The organism is Flavobacterium sp. HJSW_4 (assembly GCF_042436695.1).
In the GTDB taxonomy this organism is placed as follows: domain Bacteria; phylum Bacteroidota; class Bacteroidia; order Flavobacteriales; family Flavobacteriaceae; genus Flavobacterium.
This window is the reverse complement of record NZ_JBHNPP010000039.1, coordinates 19,041-34,810: the sequence shown is the minus strand read 5'-3', so window position 1 is coordinate 34,810 and position 15,770 is coordinate 19,041. Positions and strand designations below refer to the sequence as shown.

Sequence of the window (15,770 nt, the reverse complement as noted above, 5' to 3'; positions counted from 1 at the left end):
TGTAAGCCAAATCAAAATGAACTCCTTCAATTAATAAATCGGTTGAAACGACTACTTTTTTGTCTTTAAAATCAAGAACGGCAGCATCATCGCCAATACTTTTTAAAGTAGACTCTTGAGTAACATCAAAGTTTTTGGTTAAATGGTCAATTAAACCGAATTCGCCTAATTGAGCTATACTAGTTCTCTGCTGATTTTTATCTTCAATCATTTCTGTTAAGTTCCAAAGTTATTAAGTTGCAAAGGTACAAAAGGTTTTTTTAAAGATACTAAGATTCTGAGATGCTAAGGTTCTAAGTTTTTTTCTGATATTTTTATTCTGTAGAGGCGTATTACAGTGTGTCTACGCATGGTGAATGAAAAAAATGAAAATTATTTTTTGCTGCTGACAAACTGTTGTCACCGGCCCATTCTACTTTTGAAGTATTAAAAATATTTAAACTTTAAAACCATGAAAACATTAGCTGCACAAGTTATTACACAAGAAGATTTATTGAAACATTGGCAAGGTCATAGAGCTTTAACACGTCGTGTAATTGAAGTTTTTCCAGAAAAAGATTTCTTCGAATTTTCAATAGGAGGAATGCGACCTTTTGCAAAATTAGTTGACGAACTTTTGGCAATTGCTGGACCAGCAATGAAAGGAATTGTAAATAGAGACGCTCAGCCATACAAAGAGGCCGAAGAAAAATTAATTTTCAAAGCACAATATCTTGAAAAATGGGATCAGGCTACAGAGGAAATCAATAAATATTGGGAACAGCTGTCTATTGAAGATTTTAGCGAGACTTTTAATTTATTTGGTCAATATGAATTTCCGATTATCCATAATATTTTGTACTTTGTTGATAATGAAGTTCATCACCGTGGACAAGGTTACGTTTATTTAAGAGCTTTAAATATCGAACCACCATTTTTCTGGGAAAGAGAATAAGCATTTCTAATCTTCATTCATTTAAAAATTAAAATTATAAGATTATGAGTTTAAAAAGAATAATGTCGAATTATGCAGATTATAATTTATGGGTAAATCAGCAATTTGTGAATTGGCTTTCGCCGAAATCAGATGAATTGCTTAATGCCGAAGTGCCGTCAAGTTTTTCTACAATTATGAAAACGCTCGATCATATCTGGTCTACTGAAGAATATTGGTTTTCTGTCATTTCCGAATCTTCATTATCTGAAAAGAAAGAAGAGAGCGAATTATCGAAAGAAGAAATATTTGCCGGATTATTAAATTCGTCTACAAAATTGAAACATCTTATAAACTCATTATCTGAAGAAGATTTGATGAAAGAAGTTAAAATCGTAAATCCGTGGTTCGAATGCGAACTGCCAATTTCTGAATATTTAATTCAAGTGATCAATCATGGAACTTACCATCGAGGACAAATTGTAACGATAGGGCGAAATGTTGGAATTACAGATGCCTCAAACACCGATTATAATTTTTATAATGTTGTGAAGGCAAATCAATAACTAAAAAACTCCCAAAGATGAAACGAATCTTTGGGAGTTTTTTTATAAAAGCCTTTGTCTATTGATTTCTAATAATTCTAAAACTCTTGTTTTTAAAGATTCAGGTTCTAGAATTTTTGCATAATCTCCAAACATTAAAAACCATCGCGGAAAACCATCTTGCAGGCTATGCGACATAAACGTCATTTCGATTTCGTCACCGATTTCTTTTTGAGAAATAAAACCGTGATATTTCCTTTCGGAAGCTAAGTATCTTGCGATTTTTTTCTGAACCAAAATTCGAACTTTTGTTGTCGGAATCTTATCTGATTTGGTTAAATAAGTTTCCAGAGGATCGTGTTCGATTGTAAAATCAAGATCTGTTTTTTTTATTCCCTGAATTCTATCGGTTCTAAACTGGCGGTAATCTTTTCTCAAATGGCAATAACCTAGAAAATACCAATTGTTATTATCGTGAAAAACGCCGACAGGTTCTAAATTCCGTTGCGTAGTTTCTTCTTTTTCAAAAGTTTTGTAGGTTAAAAGAATTTGCTTTTTCTCAGCAATTCCTTCAAAAAGAACAGCCAAAGTATTGGGCGAATTATCATTAAACATCGGTTCTGCATCTTGCATTACAATTCTCGATTCGATGTTCGAAAGATAATCTTTGTCGTTGCTTCTCAAAACCGATTTCAGTTTGTACATCGCCGATGCGTAATGTGTTCCCAAAGAAGGATCTGTAAACTTTTGCATCAGTTTTTCGGCGGCAATAAAACTGCTGACTTCTTCACGCGTAAACATAACGGGAGGAAGACGATATCCGTCCATTAAAGCATAACCAACTCCTGCTTCACTATAAATCGGAACTCCAGAAGCTTCTAAAGTTCGAATATCTCTATAAATAGTTCTTAAACTGCACTCAAAACGATCGGCTAATTCTTGCGCTTTGACAATCTTTTTAGATTGCAATTGGATAAGAATAGCGACAATTCGGTCAAATCGTTTTGGGGTTTCGTCAAGCATTTTTCTTCTAGGTTCAAAGGTTCATAGGCTCAAAGTTACAAAGGTTTAATCTTTATATAAATAAAAAAGCTGTTCCAAATTGAAACAGCTTTTCGATTATTAAATCGCAAAAAAATTAAAATCGATACAATAATCCAAATTGAGGTTGGTCGAAGATATTTTCAAATAAATTGATATTTAATTGGAAAGTATCAGACGATGGGCCGTTTTCTGGAGATACGCTATTGTAGGCTAAAACGTTTGCCAGAACAAAAGTTACTGCAATATTTTTGGTTACAAAGTAATTTAACCCTACACTAATATCTGCAGTTAAACTGTTGTCAGTATCACTTCCTGCTAAAGGTGTTTCGGTTTTATTTCTTCCAAAACCTAAACCAGCTTCAGCATAAGTTTTTAAACGTTTTTTGTCTAATTCTAAAAAGTAATAACGTGCAAAAGCCCCGGCTCCAAATACATTGGTTTCAATGCCTGTTGCTTCTTCTTTATTGCTAGAATAATTTAGTTTTGCACCAACTGCAAATTTATCATTTAGCAAATAGCCAAACTTTGGACTAAAGCCATAATAATCATTTTCGCCTCCTGTACTAATTTTGATTGAACCTTCAAGAAACATATCGCCTTGTTGAAAAGTTACCCCTTTTGCAGAATTCATTTCAGCTTCAGCTTGATCTTCTTGGGCGTTTGCAAAACAAAAGGTAAAAAGTGCTAAAATAACTGATAATTTGGTTTTCATAATCTTACATATTTAATGGTTTGTAAGATTAAAAATACATTTCTTGATTTTAAAAGGGCTTCAGTTTAGTCAAACGCGTTAACAATGAACTTATTAAGTTAAAAATTATATAATTTTGTAAGTTTTGTCTTTTTAATTTTACTTTCATATTAACAAAAAACCCGATAACATAAGTCATCAGGTTTAGTATATATTCTATTTCTTTCTTCTATTCTCTAAAGAAAAGACTAGTCATTCAATTTCAAAACAGCCATAAATGCTTCTTGCGGAATCTCAACGTTTCCTACTTGACGCATACGTTTTTTACCTTTTTTCTGTTTTTCAAGAAGTTTACGCTTACGCGAAATATCTCCACCGTAACATTTTGCGGTAACGTCTTTACGAAGTGCTTTAATAGTTTCACGAGCGATAATCTTAGCTCCAATTGCAGCTTGAATCGGAATGTCAAATTGTTGTCTTGGGATAAGTTCGCGTAATTTCTCGGTCATTTTTTTACCGATGTTGTACGCGTTGTCTTCGTGTATCAATGCAGAAAGCGCATCGACAGTTTGAGCATTCAAAAGAACGTCCAATTTAACTAATTTAGAAGTTCTCATTCCGATTGGAGAATAATCGAAAGAAGCATAACCTTTAGAAACTGTTTTTAAACGATCGTAGAAATCGAATACAATTTCCGCCAAAGGCATATCAAAATTCAACTCAACTCTTTCAGTTGTTAAGTATGTTTGGTTGGTAATTAAACCACGTTTTTCGATACATAAACTCATTACGTTTCCAACGAAATCAGCTTTTGTAATGATAGTCGCTTTAATAAATGGCTCTTCAACTCTGTCAAGTTTTGAAGGCTCTGGTAAATCTGACGGATTGTTTACTACTAATGCAGTTTCTGGATGTTTCTTAGTATAAGCTAAGTACGAAACGTTAGGAACCGTAGTAATTACAGTCATATCGAATTCGCGCTCTAAACGTTCTTGGATAATTTCCATGTGAAGCATTCCTAAGAATCCGCAACGGAAACCAAATCCTAACGCCGCAGAACTTTCAGGACTAAAAACTAATGAAGCGTCATTCAATTGTAATTTTTCCATTGATGAACGTAAGTCTTCATAATCTTCTGTGTCAACTGGATAAATACCCGCGAATACCATTGGTTTTACGTCCTCAAAACCAGTAATCATATTGGTTGTTGGCACTTTTGCATCAGTAATCGTATCACCAACTTTTACTTCACGAGCTTCTTTAATTCCAGAAATCAAATAACCAACGTCCCCTGCAGAAACTACATTTTTCGGAACTTGATTTAATTTTAAAGTTCCAATTTCGTCTGCAAAATATTCGTTGTCTGTAGCCATGAATTTAATTTTCTGGCCTTTTTTGATTTCACCGTTTACAACTCTAAAGATTACCTCAATTCCACGGAATGGATTGTAAACTGAGTCAAAAATCAAAGCTTGTAATGGCTCTTCTGGATTTCCTTTCGGAGCTGGAATTTTTTCGATAATGGCAGCAAGAATGTTCTCAACACCAAAACCAGTTTTTCCAGAAGCATGAATAATATCTTCTAATTTACATCCAAGTAAATCGATAATATCATCACTAACTTCTTCTGGATTAGCGCTTGGCAAATCGACTTTGTTTAAAACAGGAATAATTTCCAAGTCGTTTTCAAGAGCTAAATATAAGTTTGAAATCGTTTGTGCTTGAATACTTTGTGCCGCATCAACAATCAAAAGCGCACCTTCGCAGGCAGCGATCGATCTTGAAACCTCGTATGAAAAGTCAACGTGCCCAGGAGTATCAATTAAGTTTAAGATATATTCTTCGCCTTTGTATTTGTATTCCATCTGGATGGCATGACTCTTAATGGTAATTCCACGCTCACGCTCTAAGTCCATGTTGTCAAGCAATTGCGCTTTTTCTTCACGAGCTGTAACGGTTTGTGTTGCGCCAAGTAATCGGTCTGCCAATGTACTTTTACCGTGGTCAATGTGTGCAATAATGCAAAAATTACGTATCTTCTTCATTTTAATATATCAGTTCTCTAAACGAGTTTAAGTATTTTTTGGGTCTATAACAGCCTAAAGGAATTGCTTTAAAGCATGTTATTAAGGCGCAAAGATAGCGCAAAGTTTTGGATTCTGGAATCTAGTTGTAGGATAGTTGAGCGTAAAGAATTAAAAATGGCATTAAAATTCAAAATTGAATCCTTTTTCTGTTAATTTCTTGTACATTTCAGGGTCAAATTTGTAAAGTTTGGCTGCTCTATGCGATACATCTTTTTGCTTTTCATCCAATGCGGTAAGCAGTTTCATGTGAAGCACTTTTCTTCTGAAATTCGATTTATCCAATTCGATTCCTAAAATTTCTTCGTAGAGATGCATTAACTGCAATAAAGTAAATTTTTCTGGAAGAAGATTAAATCCGATTGGCGCCTGACGTACGCGGTTTCTGAGCTGCAATAAACTGAAATCGAGAATTTCGTTGTGGTCAAAAATCAGTTCAGGAATATCTTTTATTTTGTACCATTTTGCTTCGATAACTCGCAAACTGGCTTTAATATTATAATCTTCTCTATTGACTAAAGTATAATAACCAATCGTCACAACACGCCTTTCTAGAACACGCTGCGGATTTGTAAATGCCTTAAGCTGTTCCAAATAAATATCTTCAAGTCCGGTAAGTTCTTGCAAAATACGCTGTGCGGCGTTATCGGCACTTTCATCTATTTGAAGCCATCCGCCAAGTAGACCCCATTTGCCTTTACTTTCGCCTTGAGCGTGCTGAACCAAGAGAACTTCGAGACTCTCTTTGTTAAATCCGAAGAAAACACAGTCAATTGTGATTCCGTCTACAGCTGGTTTGTGATGGTTAGTAGTTATTTCAGTCAATTTATTGTTGTCGTGTTATTGATTTGTATTGAAAATTAGAATTCAAAATTGAATCCTTTTTCAGTTAGTTTTTCATAGATTTCTGAATCAAACTTGTACAATTGTGCTGCTCTGTGCGATACATCTTGCTGTTTTTCGTCTAATGCAACCAGAAGTTTCATATGAAGAATTTTTCTTCTAAAGTTCGGTTTGTCCATTTCGATTCCTAAAATTTCTCCATACAAATGCATTAATTGTAATAAAGTGAATTTTTCTGGCAATAGATTAAAACCAATTGGTGTTTGGCGAACTTTATTTCTAAGATGTTTTATGCTGTAATCTAAAATTTCATTGTGATCGTAAATCAAATCTGGAATTTCATTGATTTTATACCATTTCGCATCAGAAGCTGTAAAACCTGCTTTAATGTTATAATCTTCTCTTTTTACAAGAGCATAATATCCAATTGTAATAACGCGTCGCAGCGGAAAACGATCTGGATCTCCAAATGCTTTAAGCTGTTCTAGATAAATATTGTCAAGACCTGTAAGCTCATTCAACAAACGGTGAGCGGCGCTGTCGGTGCTTTCTTTTTTATAAATCCATCCACCTGGAAGTCCCCATTTTCCTTTACTGATACCTTCGGCGTGTTGCACCAAAAGTACTTCAAGACTGCCTTTATCAAACCCAAAAATAACACAGTCAATCGTGATGGCATTCATCGCGCTGTTTTCATTTTTTGGAGCAGTTTTGTCTTCTACATTTTCCACCATATATGAGATAAATTTTGACAAATTAAATAAATAAAATCATTATTAGCCTTTTTGAAAGCCTTATATTTTTTTTAACGAAACAAAAATTTGATAATCAGTCATTTAAAAATGTGCTAAAAAACCTCTGTTTTTAAAGGGATTCTTAAACGGTTGATTGTCAATTTTATAAAACGTTGTTTTTTCTATATTTTTTATTTCAATTCTACTTTAGATTTTACAACATTAATAAAAATGGATTAGTATTAATCAGAATCGAAAAAAAATAACCCTAATATTTTGTTAATATAGAAAATTTGTTTTACACTTGTAGTCAAATTTACCATAAGATAAATTCAAATTGACTATAAGCAAAAAAAGAACAAAACTACACTTAACTTAAACTTACCACAAATGTTTTTTTAAGAAATTGATTTAAATTGCTTTTTGATGAGATTACCATCATCAGATTTTGCCAAAAAAATTGATTTTGAAGTTGTTTATAGTCTGCAAGTACTAAATGTTGAAAAAGAGATTCAGGCCCTCTTTTTTGTCATGACCTACTTGGGAAGTTTTTCCGGGATTTCTCCTAAGGTAAAAAACACTAACTATAACTTAAACTTAATCAATTCTTATTATGAAAAGCAAAAATTGTATTAAAACAACAAAGCTTCCATATTTTATGGCGGTGCTGCTTAGCGTATTTATGATGCAGTTTGGATTTGCTCAAGAATCCAAAACTGTAAATGGGACAATTACCTCTTCCGAAGACGGATTTGGAGTTCCAGGAGCAACTGTACAAGTACAGGGAACAAAATCGAGTACTGTTACCGATTTTGACGGAAAATATAAAGTTGAGGCTAAAACGGGAGATGTTTTGGTAATCACTTTTGTGGGTTTCAAAGCACAAAATATCACTGTTGGCACTCAAAAAGTGATCAACGCTGTTTTGCAGCCAGAAACTGCAGAACTTAAAGAAATTGTAGTAATCGGTTACGGTACTCAAAAGAAGAAAGTAAATACTGCTGCGACTTCTTTGGTGTCTGGAAAAGACATTCAGCAAGTGGCATCTCTTGATGTTGTAAATGCTTTACAAGGTCAGGCTTCTGGGGTTTCTGTAACTTCATCTTCTGGTCAGCCGGGAGCGAATATGGTGGTAAATATTCGTGGAGCAGGTACAGCAGGAAATAGCGATCCTCTTTATGTGGTTGATGGTGTAGTAGTAGATAACGGAATTGGATATCTTGATCCTTCTGTTATTGAAAGGGTTGACGTTTTGAAAGATGCTTCTGCAGCTTCTATCTACGGAGCAAGAGCGGCAAACGGAGTTATCTTGGTTACGACTAAAAAAGGAAAAGACGGTAAAATGAATGTGTCTTTCAGCTCTTATACAGGTTTTCAGCAGATTGCTAAAAAACTGGATTTGATGAATACACAAGAGTATACAACAATCATGAACGAAGCTCGTGTAAATTCTGGATATGCTCCATTATATACAAAAGAGCAAATTGCAGGATTTCCAAACCACGATTGGCAAAAAGATTTGTTCAACGAAGGTGCAATGAAACAAAATCACTCACTTTTGATTACTGGTGGTGACCAAAAATCTACTATCGCAACTGGTTTATCTTACTACGGACAAGAAGGTATGATTGGAGGATCTACAAATCAATCTCAATACGATCGTGTTACTTTTACAGTAAACTCTACTTCTGAAGTAATTAAAGATTATTTGAAAATTGGAGAAAACTTCACATTATCTAACATCAAATCAAGCGGTGTTGCCGATGACGGTATCTACAGTAACGCAATTAGAAGTTTCTTAAACGCTGCTCCAATCGATCAGCCGTATGATGAAAATGGAGATTTTGCTCGTTCTATTATTTCTCAAGATATCAGCAACCCAGTTGGATCTTTATACTACAACAACTTCAATCAGACTAAAACAAATCGTTATGTAGGTAACATTTTTGCTGAATTGAAATTTGCAAAAAACTTTACTTTCAGAACAAGTTATGGTGTTGATATGACAGATAGCAACTACCGTTCTTTCAGACCAGTTTATTCTCTTTCTTCAAATGACAATAACACGGTTTCAAGCGTGACGCAAAGTGCTACAAAATCTTTAGGATGGATTTTTGAAAACACACTTCAATACAAATTCAACATTGTTGATGCTCATAATTTTGATGTGTTAGTAGGTACTTCTGCAAAACACAATACTTCTGACTACATGGAAGGTCAAGGAAGAAACTTAATTTTTGATGATTTCGAACATGCTTATTTAGATAACGCAAAAGATCCGACATCAAATGTGGTAAAAGGAAACCGTAAAGATTACGCGATTCAATCTTATTTCGGACGTTTATTGTACGATTACAACAATAAATACTTATTCTCTGCAACGATTCGTCGTGACGGTTCATCAGAGTTTGGTCCAGATAACAAATATGCTATTTTCCCATCGTTCTCTGCAGGATGGAATTTAGACAAAGAAGCTTTCTTTAAAGAAAACAAAGTTTTAAATACTTTCAAATTAAGAGCGAGCTGGGGACAAAATGGTAACGACCAATTCGGTAGAAGATTTGCATACTTGTCAACTGTAAACTCAACAGACAAAACATACCACTTCGGAACTGGTGACGAAACTTTATTAGTAGGTTCAAGCCCAGACCAATTGGCAAACCGTAACTTAAAATGGGAAACTTCTGAGCAGTTAGACTTAGGTTTTGATGCTACATTGTTTACCAACTTTACATTGACTTTCGATTACTATGACAAGAAAACTAAAGATTGGTTAGTATTGGCATCTATCCCAACTTATGCTGGAGCAACTGCACCTTACATTAATGGTGGAGACGTAAGCAATAAAGGTTTTGAAATTGGTTTATCTTACCGCACACGTTTTGGAAAAGACTGGAATTTTGCAATCAACGCAAACCTTTCTCGTAACCAAAATGAAGTGTTGAAAATTGCTAACAACGAAGGAATCATTCACGGAGAATCAAACGTATTATTTCAAGGTTTAGACGAAATGAACCGTGTTGAGGTTGGAAAACCAATGGGTTATTTCTACGGATTAAAAACAGCTGGAATTTTCCAAAATGCTACTGAAGTTGCAGCAGGTGTTCAGCCAAATGCAGTGCCAGGAGACGTTCGTTTCGTAGACTTAAATGGTGACGGAAAAATCGATGCAAACGATAAAACACAAATTGGTGATCCAAATCCAGATATCAACTACGGGGTTAACTTAGAATTATCATACAAAGCTTTTGATTTCTCTGTTAATACTTACGGTATCGCTGGAGGTCAAAACGTTTTTGGAGTTCACGATTATACACGTGCTTACACAAATAACACTACAGAGGTGTTAGGCAGATGGACAACTGAAGGAACTTCTAACAGAATTCCAAGAGTAACTTACGGAACAGATGATAATGGAAATTATACTAAATTCTCTGATTTATACATTCAGGATTCAGATTTCTTCAGAATCAAAAATGCTACAATTGGATGTGATTTAACAAAGCTAACTACAAAACTTAGCTTCTTCAGTAAATTCAGATTGTATGTTGCAGGAAATAACATTTACACATTCACTAAATACAAAGGAATGGATCCAGAAATTGGTTTCGGAAACGTAAATCAATCTTGGGCTAAAGGAATTGACGTTGGATATTATCCTCAGCCAAGAACCTATTTGATGGGGCTAAATGTTAACTTTTAAATTTTGAAAACAATGAAAACATATATAAAATTATTTGCACTTTCAAGCTTACTTGCTTTAGGTGCTTGTTCGCAGGATTTTTTAGAAAACGAACCATATACAGATAAAGTAACAGAGAATTTTTATAAAACGCCATCTGATGCTTTTGAAGGTTTGGTTGCTGTTTATGATGTATTGCAAAGAGAAGCTTACGGTACTCAATTGATCGTAAGTGAGCAGGCATCTGATAACTGTTTCGGTGGATTTGGTATTGCTGACCCAACGGTAGATTTACAATGGGACCGCTTTCAATATACTACAGATAAAGATATGAATGCCCTAACATGGACAAACTCTTATCTTGGAATTTACAGAGCTAACATTTTATTAGAAAATTTAGATAAAGTAAACTGGGGATCAGATACTGCTTTGAAAACACGTTACGAAGCTGAAGCTCGTTTCTTGAGAGCACACTTTCATTTTCAAGCAGCAAAAATGTTTGGAGATATAGTTCCTTTAGATCACACCGTAACAACAAGTGAATTTGAATTGCCAAGACAAGCAGCAGAAGTTACGTATGCTTTAATTGCAAAAGATTTGAAATTTGCAGCAGACAACTTAGGGCCAGAAAACTATTCGCAAGCAGGAAATGCAAACTACGGGCGTATTACAAAATGGGCTGCAGAAGCTTATTTGGCTAGAACTTTCTTGTTCTACACAGGAGCTTACAGCAAAACAGATTTGGCTGGTGTAGTTTCAAAAGCAGAAGTAACAACTTACATTAATGATGCTGTAAATAATAGCGGTCACGGTTTAGTTGCTGATTTTGCTAATCTTTGGTTAGCAGCTTCTTTTGAAAATTTTGCTGGAGAAGACAATACAGAAATGGTTTGGGCAGTTCGTTTTAACGGATCTGGAAAAGGAAACTGGGATCTTCACGAAGGGAACCGTTTTCAAGTAAATATTGCACCACGTGGAGGATCTATTGGAAAATATGCTACAGGATGGGGAGGAGCAACTGTAAATCCTAAACTTGTTGGAGCTTATGAAGCAAATGATACTAGAAAAGCAGCTTCTTTTATTGATTATGCAGGTGAAAACTTAAACTTTGATGCACAAGCTAGAGAGCAGCGTCAATATACTGGATATTCTTGGAAAAAATATTGCCCAATCACAAACGCAGCGGGAACTGCTGTTGTAGAAGCTAATGGTGGAAATTTCCAAATTGATAATTACCAAGATTACGCAATTATCCGTTTTGCTGATGTTTTATTGATGGCAGCAGAATTGAATTTGGATACTAACGGAGCATTGGCACAAGCAGATTTAGACAGAGTGCGTGACCGTGCTTTTAAAAGCACAACACACAGAATTCCTGTAACAAAAGCAGTTATTATGGAAGAGCGTCGTTTAGAATTGGCATTAGAAGGATTACGTTATTTTGATTTAATCAGACAAGGAATGCCTGCAATGAAAGCGGCTATTGATAACAATACAGGAGATTCTCAGTTTGCAGTTACTTTTAGAACAGAAACTCAAGGATGGTTTCCTTTACCGCAATCTCAAATTGTACTTTCAAATGGTACAATAATTCAAAATCCAGGTTGGAATTAATTTAAAACAAAATGACTATGAAACGTATATTATATATTTTAATAGCAGCTGTTACAATTGGTTCGCTGTTATTTTCTTGTGAAGCAATTGACGATCGCGAAAGCCTTCCAGCAGTTACTTTGACACCAGAAACACTTAAGTTTTCTATAACTCAAGATGCTACAAACAAAAATCTTGTAAACTTTAAAAGTGATGATCCAACTGTTATTCCGTTTTGGAAATATGTTGATGCATTAGGAAATGAATTAGGTCATTCTAATAAAAGCACTGATCAAGTAGTTCTTCCATTTGCTGGAAAATATACTATTTATTATACTGCTTACACTAGAGGAGGTTCTGTAGAAGCTGCTCCAGTTGTAATAGACGTTGCAGAAAATGACGAAAGTTATTTTAGAGATCCAAAATGGGAAATGTTGACAAATGGTGTTGACGGAAAAACTTGGGTTTTAGACTTTGTTGATCCAGTGGGATGGGCAGGTTTAGATTATCCAGCTTTATCTGGAGACAACTGGAGCTGGTTGCCAGATTACGCAAGCAATTCTTGGGTAATGGATAATAAAGACTGGGGACAAATGTATTTTGATTTAAATGGAAATTACAATACATCGGTAACTCAAACAGCGATTGCAAACAGCAATCAAACTACAAAAAAAGGAACGTATTCGTTTGATATTAAAAACAACAAATTAGTTTTTAATGGTGGAGTAGAAATGCTTTACGGTGGAGACTATTATGGAGACTGCAGCAACTGGATCAGTGTAAAAGTGGTTGAGCTTACAGCAACATCTTTAAGATTAGCAGTAATACGTGACCAAAGTAGAAAAGGTGAAGGAGTTTGCTTAATTGTATTCCACTATAAAGTAAAATCGTAAGTTAGTTAGTTTTGAAGTCTCAGTCCTAAAAACATTTTGTAATGTTCTTTAAGACTGAGACTTAAATTATTTTAGTAAGAAATAAATGAAATCGTTTTTTATTTCTATCTTCAAATTCCAAAAAACAAAAAGAACCCATGCATATTAGAAAAAACATAAAAAATATAAGTTTATGGGCAGTTGCAGCCGGAATTCTTTTCTTTAATTCTTGTGCAAAAAAAGAAGATGCATTTGTAAACCGAAAAGTTTCTTTTAATGCAGATTGGAGCTTTCATCTTAACGATAGTATTGTTGATAAAGATACTATTGGAACTTCTACAAAATGGAGAACTTTAGATGTTCCTCACGATTGGAGCATCGAAGGAAAATTTGATGAAAAAAGCCCGGCAGGTTATGGCGGAGGATCTCTTAACGGAGGTTTAGGCTGGTACAAAAAAACGTTTAAAGTGGCTGCAGAAGACAGCACAAAAATAACTTCAATCACTTTTGATGGCGTTTACAAAAACAGCGAAGTTTGGGTAAACGGGCATTATTTAGGAAAACGTCCAAACGGATATATTGGTTTTCAATATGAAATTTCTCCATACTTAAATTACGGAGACAAAAACAATGAAATAATTGTTAAGGTTGACAATTCAAAACAACCTAATTCACGTTGGTATTCGGGTTCAGGAATTTTTAGAAATGTCTGGATCGAAACAACAGATAAACTTCATGTTGGACAATGGGGAACGTACATTACAACTCCAAAAGTTACGGCTGAAAAAGCTTCGGTTAGTATTGAAACTACAATAAAAAATCAATATGCGGCAAATAAGAATGCAACTGTAACGACAACTATTTTCAAAGAAGATAAAAAAGTAACATCGGTTACTCAAGATATAACAATCAATGCGAATGGAAACCAAACGTTGAATCAATCAGCTGAGGTTGAAAATCCTGCATTATGGTCAGATGAAAATCCAGAATTGTACACGGCAGTTACGGAAATTTCGCTTGACGATAAAATCATTGATCAATACAAAACCACTTTCGGAATCAGAGATTTTAAATTCGATTTGAATAAAGGTTTTATTTTGAATGGAAAACAAGTCAAAATAAAAGGAGTTTGTATGCACCACGATTTAGGTCCGTTGGGTTCTGCAATCAATACACGTGCTATCGAACGTCAGTTGGAGATTTTGAAAGAAATGGGTGTAAACGGAATCAGAACTTCTCACAATCCGCCTGCAACAGAACTTTTAGAACTTTGCGACAAAATGGGTTTCATTGTCATGGATGAAGCTTTCGACATGTGGAAACAGACCAAAACAAAATACGATTACGGAAATGATTGGGACAAATGGCACAAACAAGATTTAATAGATCAATTGTTGCGCGACCGTAATCACGCGAGTATTTTTATGTGGAGTATCGGAAACGAAATTCCAGAACAATGGAGCGAAACAGGTGTTGAAATTGCTAAAGAATTAGCAGCAATTACACGTCAATACGATAAAACGCGTCCGCTTACGGCTGGAATGAATCCGCCAGTAAATATGAATATTGATGCGGTGACTTTACAATTCGAGAAAAAAGATGTTTCAATTAATCCGCTTGCTGGATCTGGAGTTTTAGACTTGATCGGATACAATTATGCGCATCAAACATTCGAACATCATTTGAAAAATTTCCCAAATACGCCTTTCATCGCAACCGAAACTACTTCAGGTTTGCAGACAAGAGGATATTATGATGCTGTTTCAGATACAATCAAAAAATGGCCAGTAAGATGGGATCTTAAATTTACTGAAGGAAATCCAGGAAATACCGTTTCAGCTTACGATCAAGTGCAAACGCCTTGGGGATCTACGCACGAAGCAACTTGGAAAATCATTAAAAAACACGATTTCTTAGCTGGAATGTACGTTTGGACAGGTTTCGATTATATCGGAGAACCAACTCCGTACGAATGGCCATCGGTAAGTTCGTATTTCGGAATTGTCGATTTAGCCGGTTTCCCGAAAGACGTATATTATATGTATCAAAGTGAATGGACCACTAAAGATGTTCTTCATATTTTCCCACATTGGAATTGGAAAGCAGGACAAACAGTTGATGTTTGGGCTTACTATAATAATGCTGATGAAGTGGAACTTTTCGTAAACGGAAAATCAGTTGGAAAAAGAGCTAAAAAAGGAGATGATTTACACGTAATGTGGAGAATTCCATTCGAAGCAGGAACTTTAAAAGCAGTTTCTCGTAAAGGTGGAAAAGTAGTTTTAGAAAAAGAAATCAAAACAGCTGGAAATCCTTCGCAATTAAAATTAACGGCGGACAGAAGTACAATTAAAGCAGATAAAAATGATTTGTCATTTGTAACCGTAGATATTTTGGATGCCAATGGAATAATTGCTCCAAATGCTAATAACGAAATCAACTTCTCTTTAAAAGGAAATGGAAAAATCGTAGGCGTTTGCAGCGGAGATCCAGTAAGTCACGAACCGTACAAAGGAACAAAACACACCGCTTTGGCTGGAAAATGTTTGGTAATCGTACAATCAGGAGATAAATCTGGAAGATTGGAATTGACCGCTAAAGCGAATGGATTAAAACAAGCCACAATCGTAATTACAACAGAATAAAATACCACGTTCCTGCAAGGTTTTCAAAACCTTGTAGGTATCTATAATATTTGAATTAGTAAAAAAGTAAAGACCTACAAGGTTTTGAAAACCTTGCAGGAGAACTAACATCTAGAATTATTAA

12 protein-coding genes and 1 pseudogene are annotated in these 15,770 nt (G+C 34.9%); 7 read left to right on the top strand and 6 right to left on the bottom strand.

Features of this window, described 5'->3' with window-relative positions; all coding sequences use genetic code 11:
- Positions 1 to 211 (bottom strand): annotated as a pseudogene (locus ACE01P_RS22180) (thiamine-phosphate kinase); the annotation flags it as partial.
- Positions 212 to 451: 240 nt separating this feature from the next.
- Here ACE01P_RS22180 and ACE01P_RS22175 point away from each other — a divergent pair.
- Positions 452 to 934 (top strand): DinB family protein, encoded by a 483-nt coding sequence (locus ACE01P_RS22175; protein WP_379701227.1) that lies wholly within the window; start codon positions 452 to 454, stop codon positions 932 to 934.
- Positions 935 to 978: 44 nt separating this feature from the next.
- Positions 979 to 1,479, top strand: coding sequence for a DinB family protein (locus tag ACE01P_RS22170; protein WP_379701226.1), 501 nt, complete (start codon positions 979 to 981; stop codon positions 1,477 to 1,479).
- A gap of 42 nt (positions 1,480 to 1,521) precedes the next feature.
- On the opposite strand, the gene ACE01P_RS22165 is transcribed toward ACE01P_RS22170, so the two are convergent.
- The 5 genes from ACE01P_RS22165 to ACE01P_RS22145 all read right to left on the bottom strand — a co-directional run bounded on the left by ACE01P_RS22165 (position 1,522) and on the right by ACE01P_RS22145 (position 6,854).
- Positions 1,522 to 2,481 (bottom strand): helix-turn-helix transcriptional regulator, encoded by a 960-nt coding sequence (locus ACE01P_RS22165; RefSeq protein WP_379701225.1) that lies wholly within the window; start codon positions 2,479 to 2,481, stop codon positions 1,522 to 1,524.
- A gap of 115 nt (positions 2,482 to 2,596) precedes the next feature.
- Positions 2,597 to 3,214 (bottom strand): outer membrane beta-barrel protein, encoded by a 618-nt coding sequence (locus tag ACE01P_RS22160; RefSeq protein WP_379701224.1) that lies wholly within the window; start codon positions 3,212 to 3,214, stop codon positions 2,597 to 2,599.
- A 227-nt stretch (positions 3,215 to 3,441) separates the two neighbouring features.
- Positions 3,442 to 5,238 carry a translation elongation factor 4 gene (gene lepA, locus ACE01P_RS22155; RefSeq protein WP_345140768.1) on the bottom strand — a complete coding sequence of 599 codons (1,797 nt, stop codon included), beginning with the start codon at positions 5,236 to 5,238 and terminating at the stop codon, positions 3,442 to 3,444.
- A 162-nt stretch (positions 5,239 to 5,400) separates the two neighbouring features.
- Positions 5,401 to 6,102: an NUDIX domain-containing protein gene (locus ACE01P_RS22150; protein WP_379701223.1), complete on the bottom strand. Its 702-nt coding sequence runs from the start codon at positions 6,100 to 6,102 to the stop codon at positions 5,401 to 5,403.
- Positions 6,103 to 6,137: 35 nt separating this feature from the next.
- A complete protein-coding gene (locus ACE01P_RS22145; protein ID WP_379701222.1) occupies positions 6,138 to 6,854 on the bottom strand; it encodes an NUDIX domain-containing protein in 717 nt (238 codons plus the stop codon).
- Between the two features lie 426 nt (positions 6,855 to 7,280).
- On the opposite strand from ACE01P_RS22145, the gene ACE01P_RS22140 reads away from it, so the two are divergent.
- The 5 genes from ACE01P_RS22140 (at position 7,281) to ACE01P_RS22120 (ending at position 15,646) form a co-directional block, all read left to right on the top strand.
- A complete protein-coding gene (locus ACE01P_RS22140) occupies positions 7,281 to 7,490 on the top strand; it encodes a hypothetical protein (RefSeq protein ID WP_379701221.1) in 210 nt (69 codons plus the stop codon).
- On the top strand, positions 7,468 to 10,557 hold the full coding sequence (locus tag ACE01P_RS22135) for a SusC/RagA family TonB-linked outer membrane protein (RefSeq protein ID WP_379701220.1): 3,090 nt from the start codon (positions 7,468 to 7,470) through the stop codon (positions 10,555 to 10,557). Before ACE01P_RS22140 ends, ACE01P_RS22135 begins: the two co-directional genes overlap by 23 nt.
- Positions 10,558 to 10,569: 12 nt before the next feature.
- The gene (locus tag ACE01P_RS22130) at positions 10,570 to 12,150 is read left to right on the top strand and encodes a RagB/SusD family nutrient uptake outer membrane protein (protein WP_379701219.1); all 1,581 of its coding nucleotides are present in this window, start codon (positions 10,570 to 10,572) and stop codon (positions 12,148 to 12,150) included.
- Positions 12,151 to 12,167: 17 nt separating this feature from the next.
- On the top strand, positions 12,168 to 13,022 hold the full coding sequence (locus ACE01P_RS22125) for a hypothetical protein (protein ID WP_379701218.1): 855 nt from the start codon (positions 12,168 to 12,170) through the stop codon (positions 13,020 to 13,022).
- Positions 13,023 to 13,159: 137 nt separating this feature from the next.
- Positions 13,160 to 15,646, top strand: coding sequence for a glycoside hydrolase family 2 TIM barrel-domain containing protein (locus ACE01P_RS22120; RefSeq protein ID WP_379701217.1), 2,487 nt, complete (start codon positions 13,160 to 13,162; stop codon positions 15,644 to 15,646).
- Positions 15,647 to 15,770 lie beyond the last annotated feature (124 nt).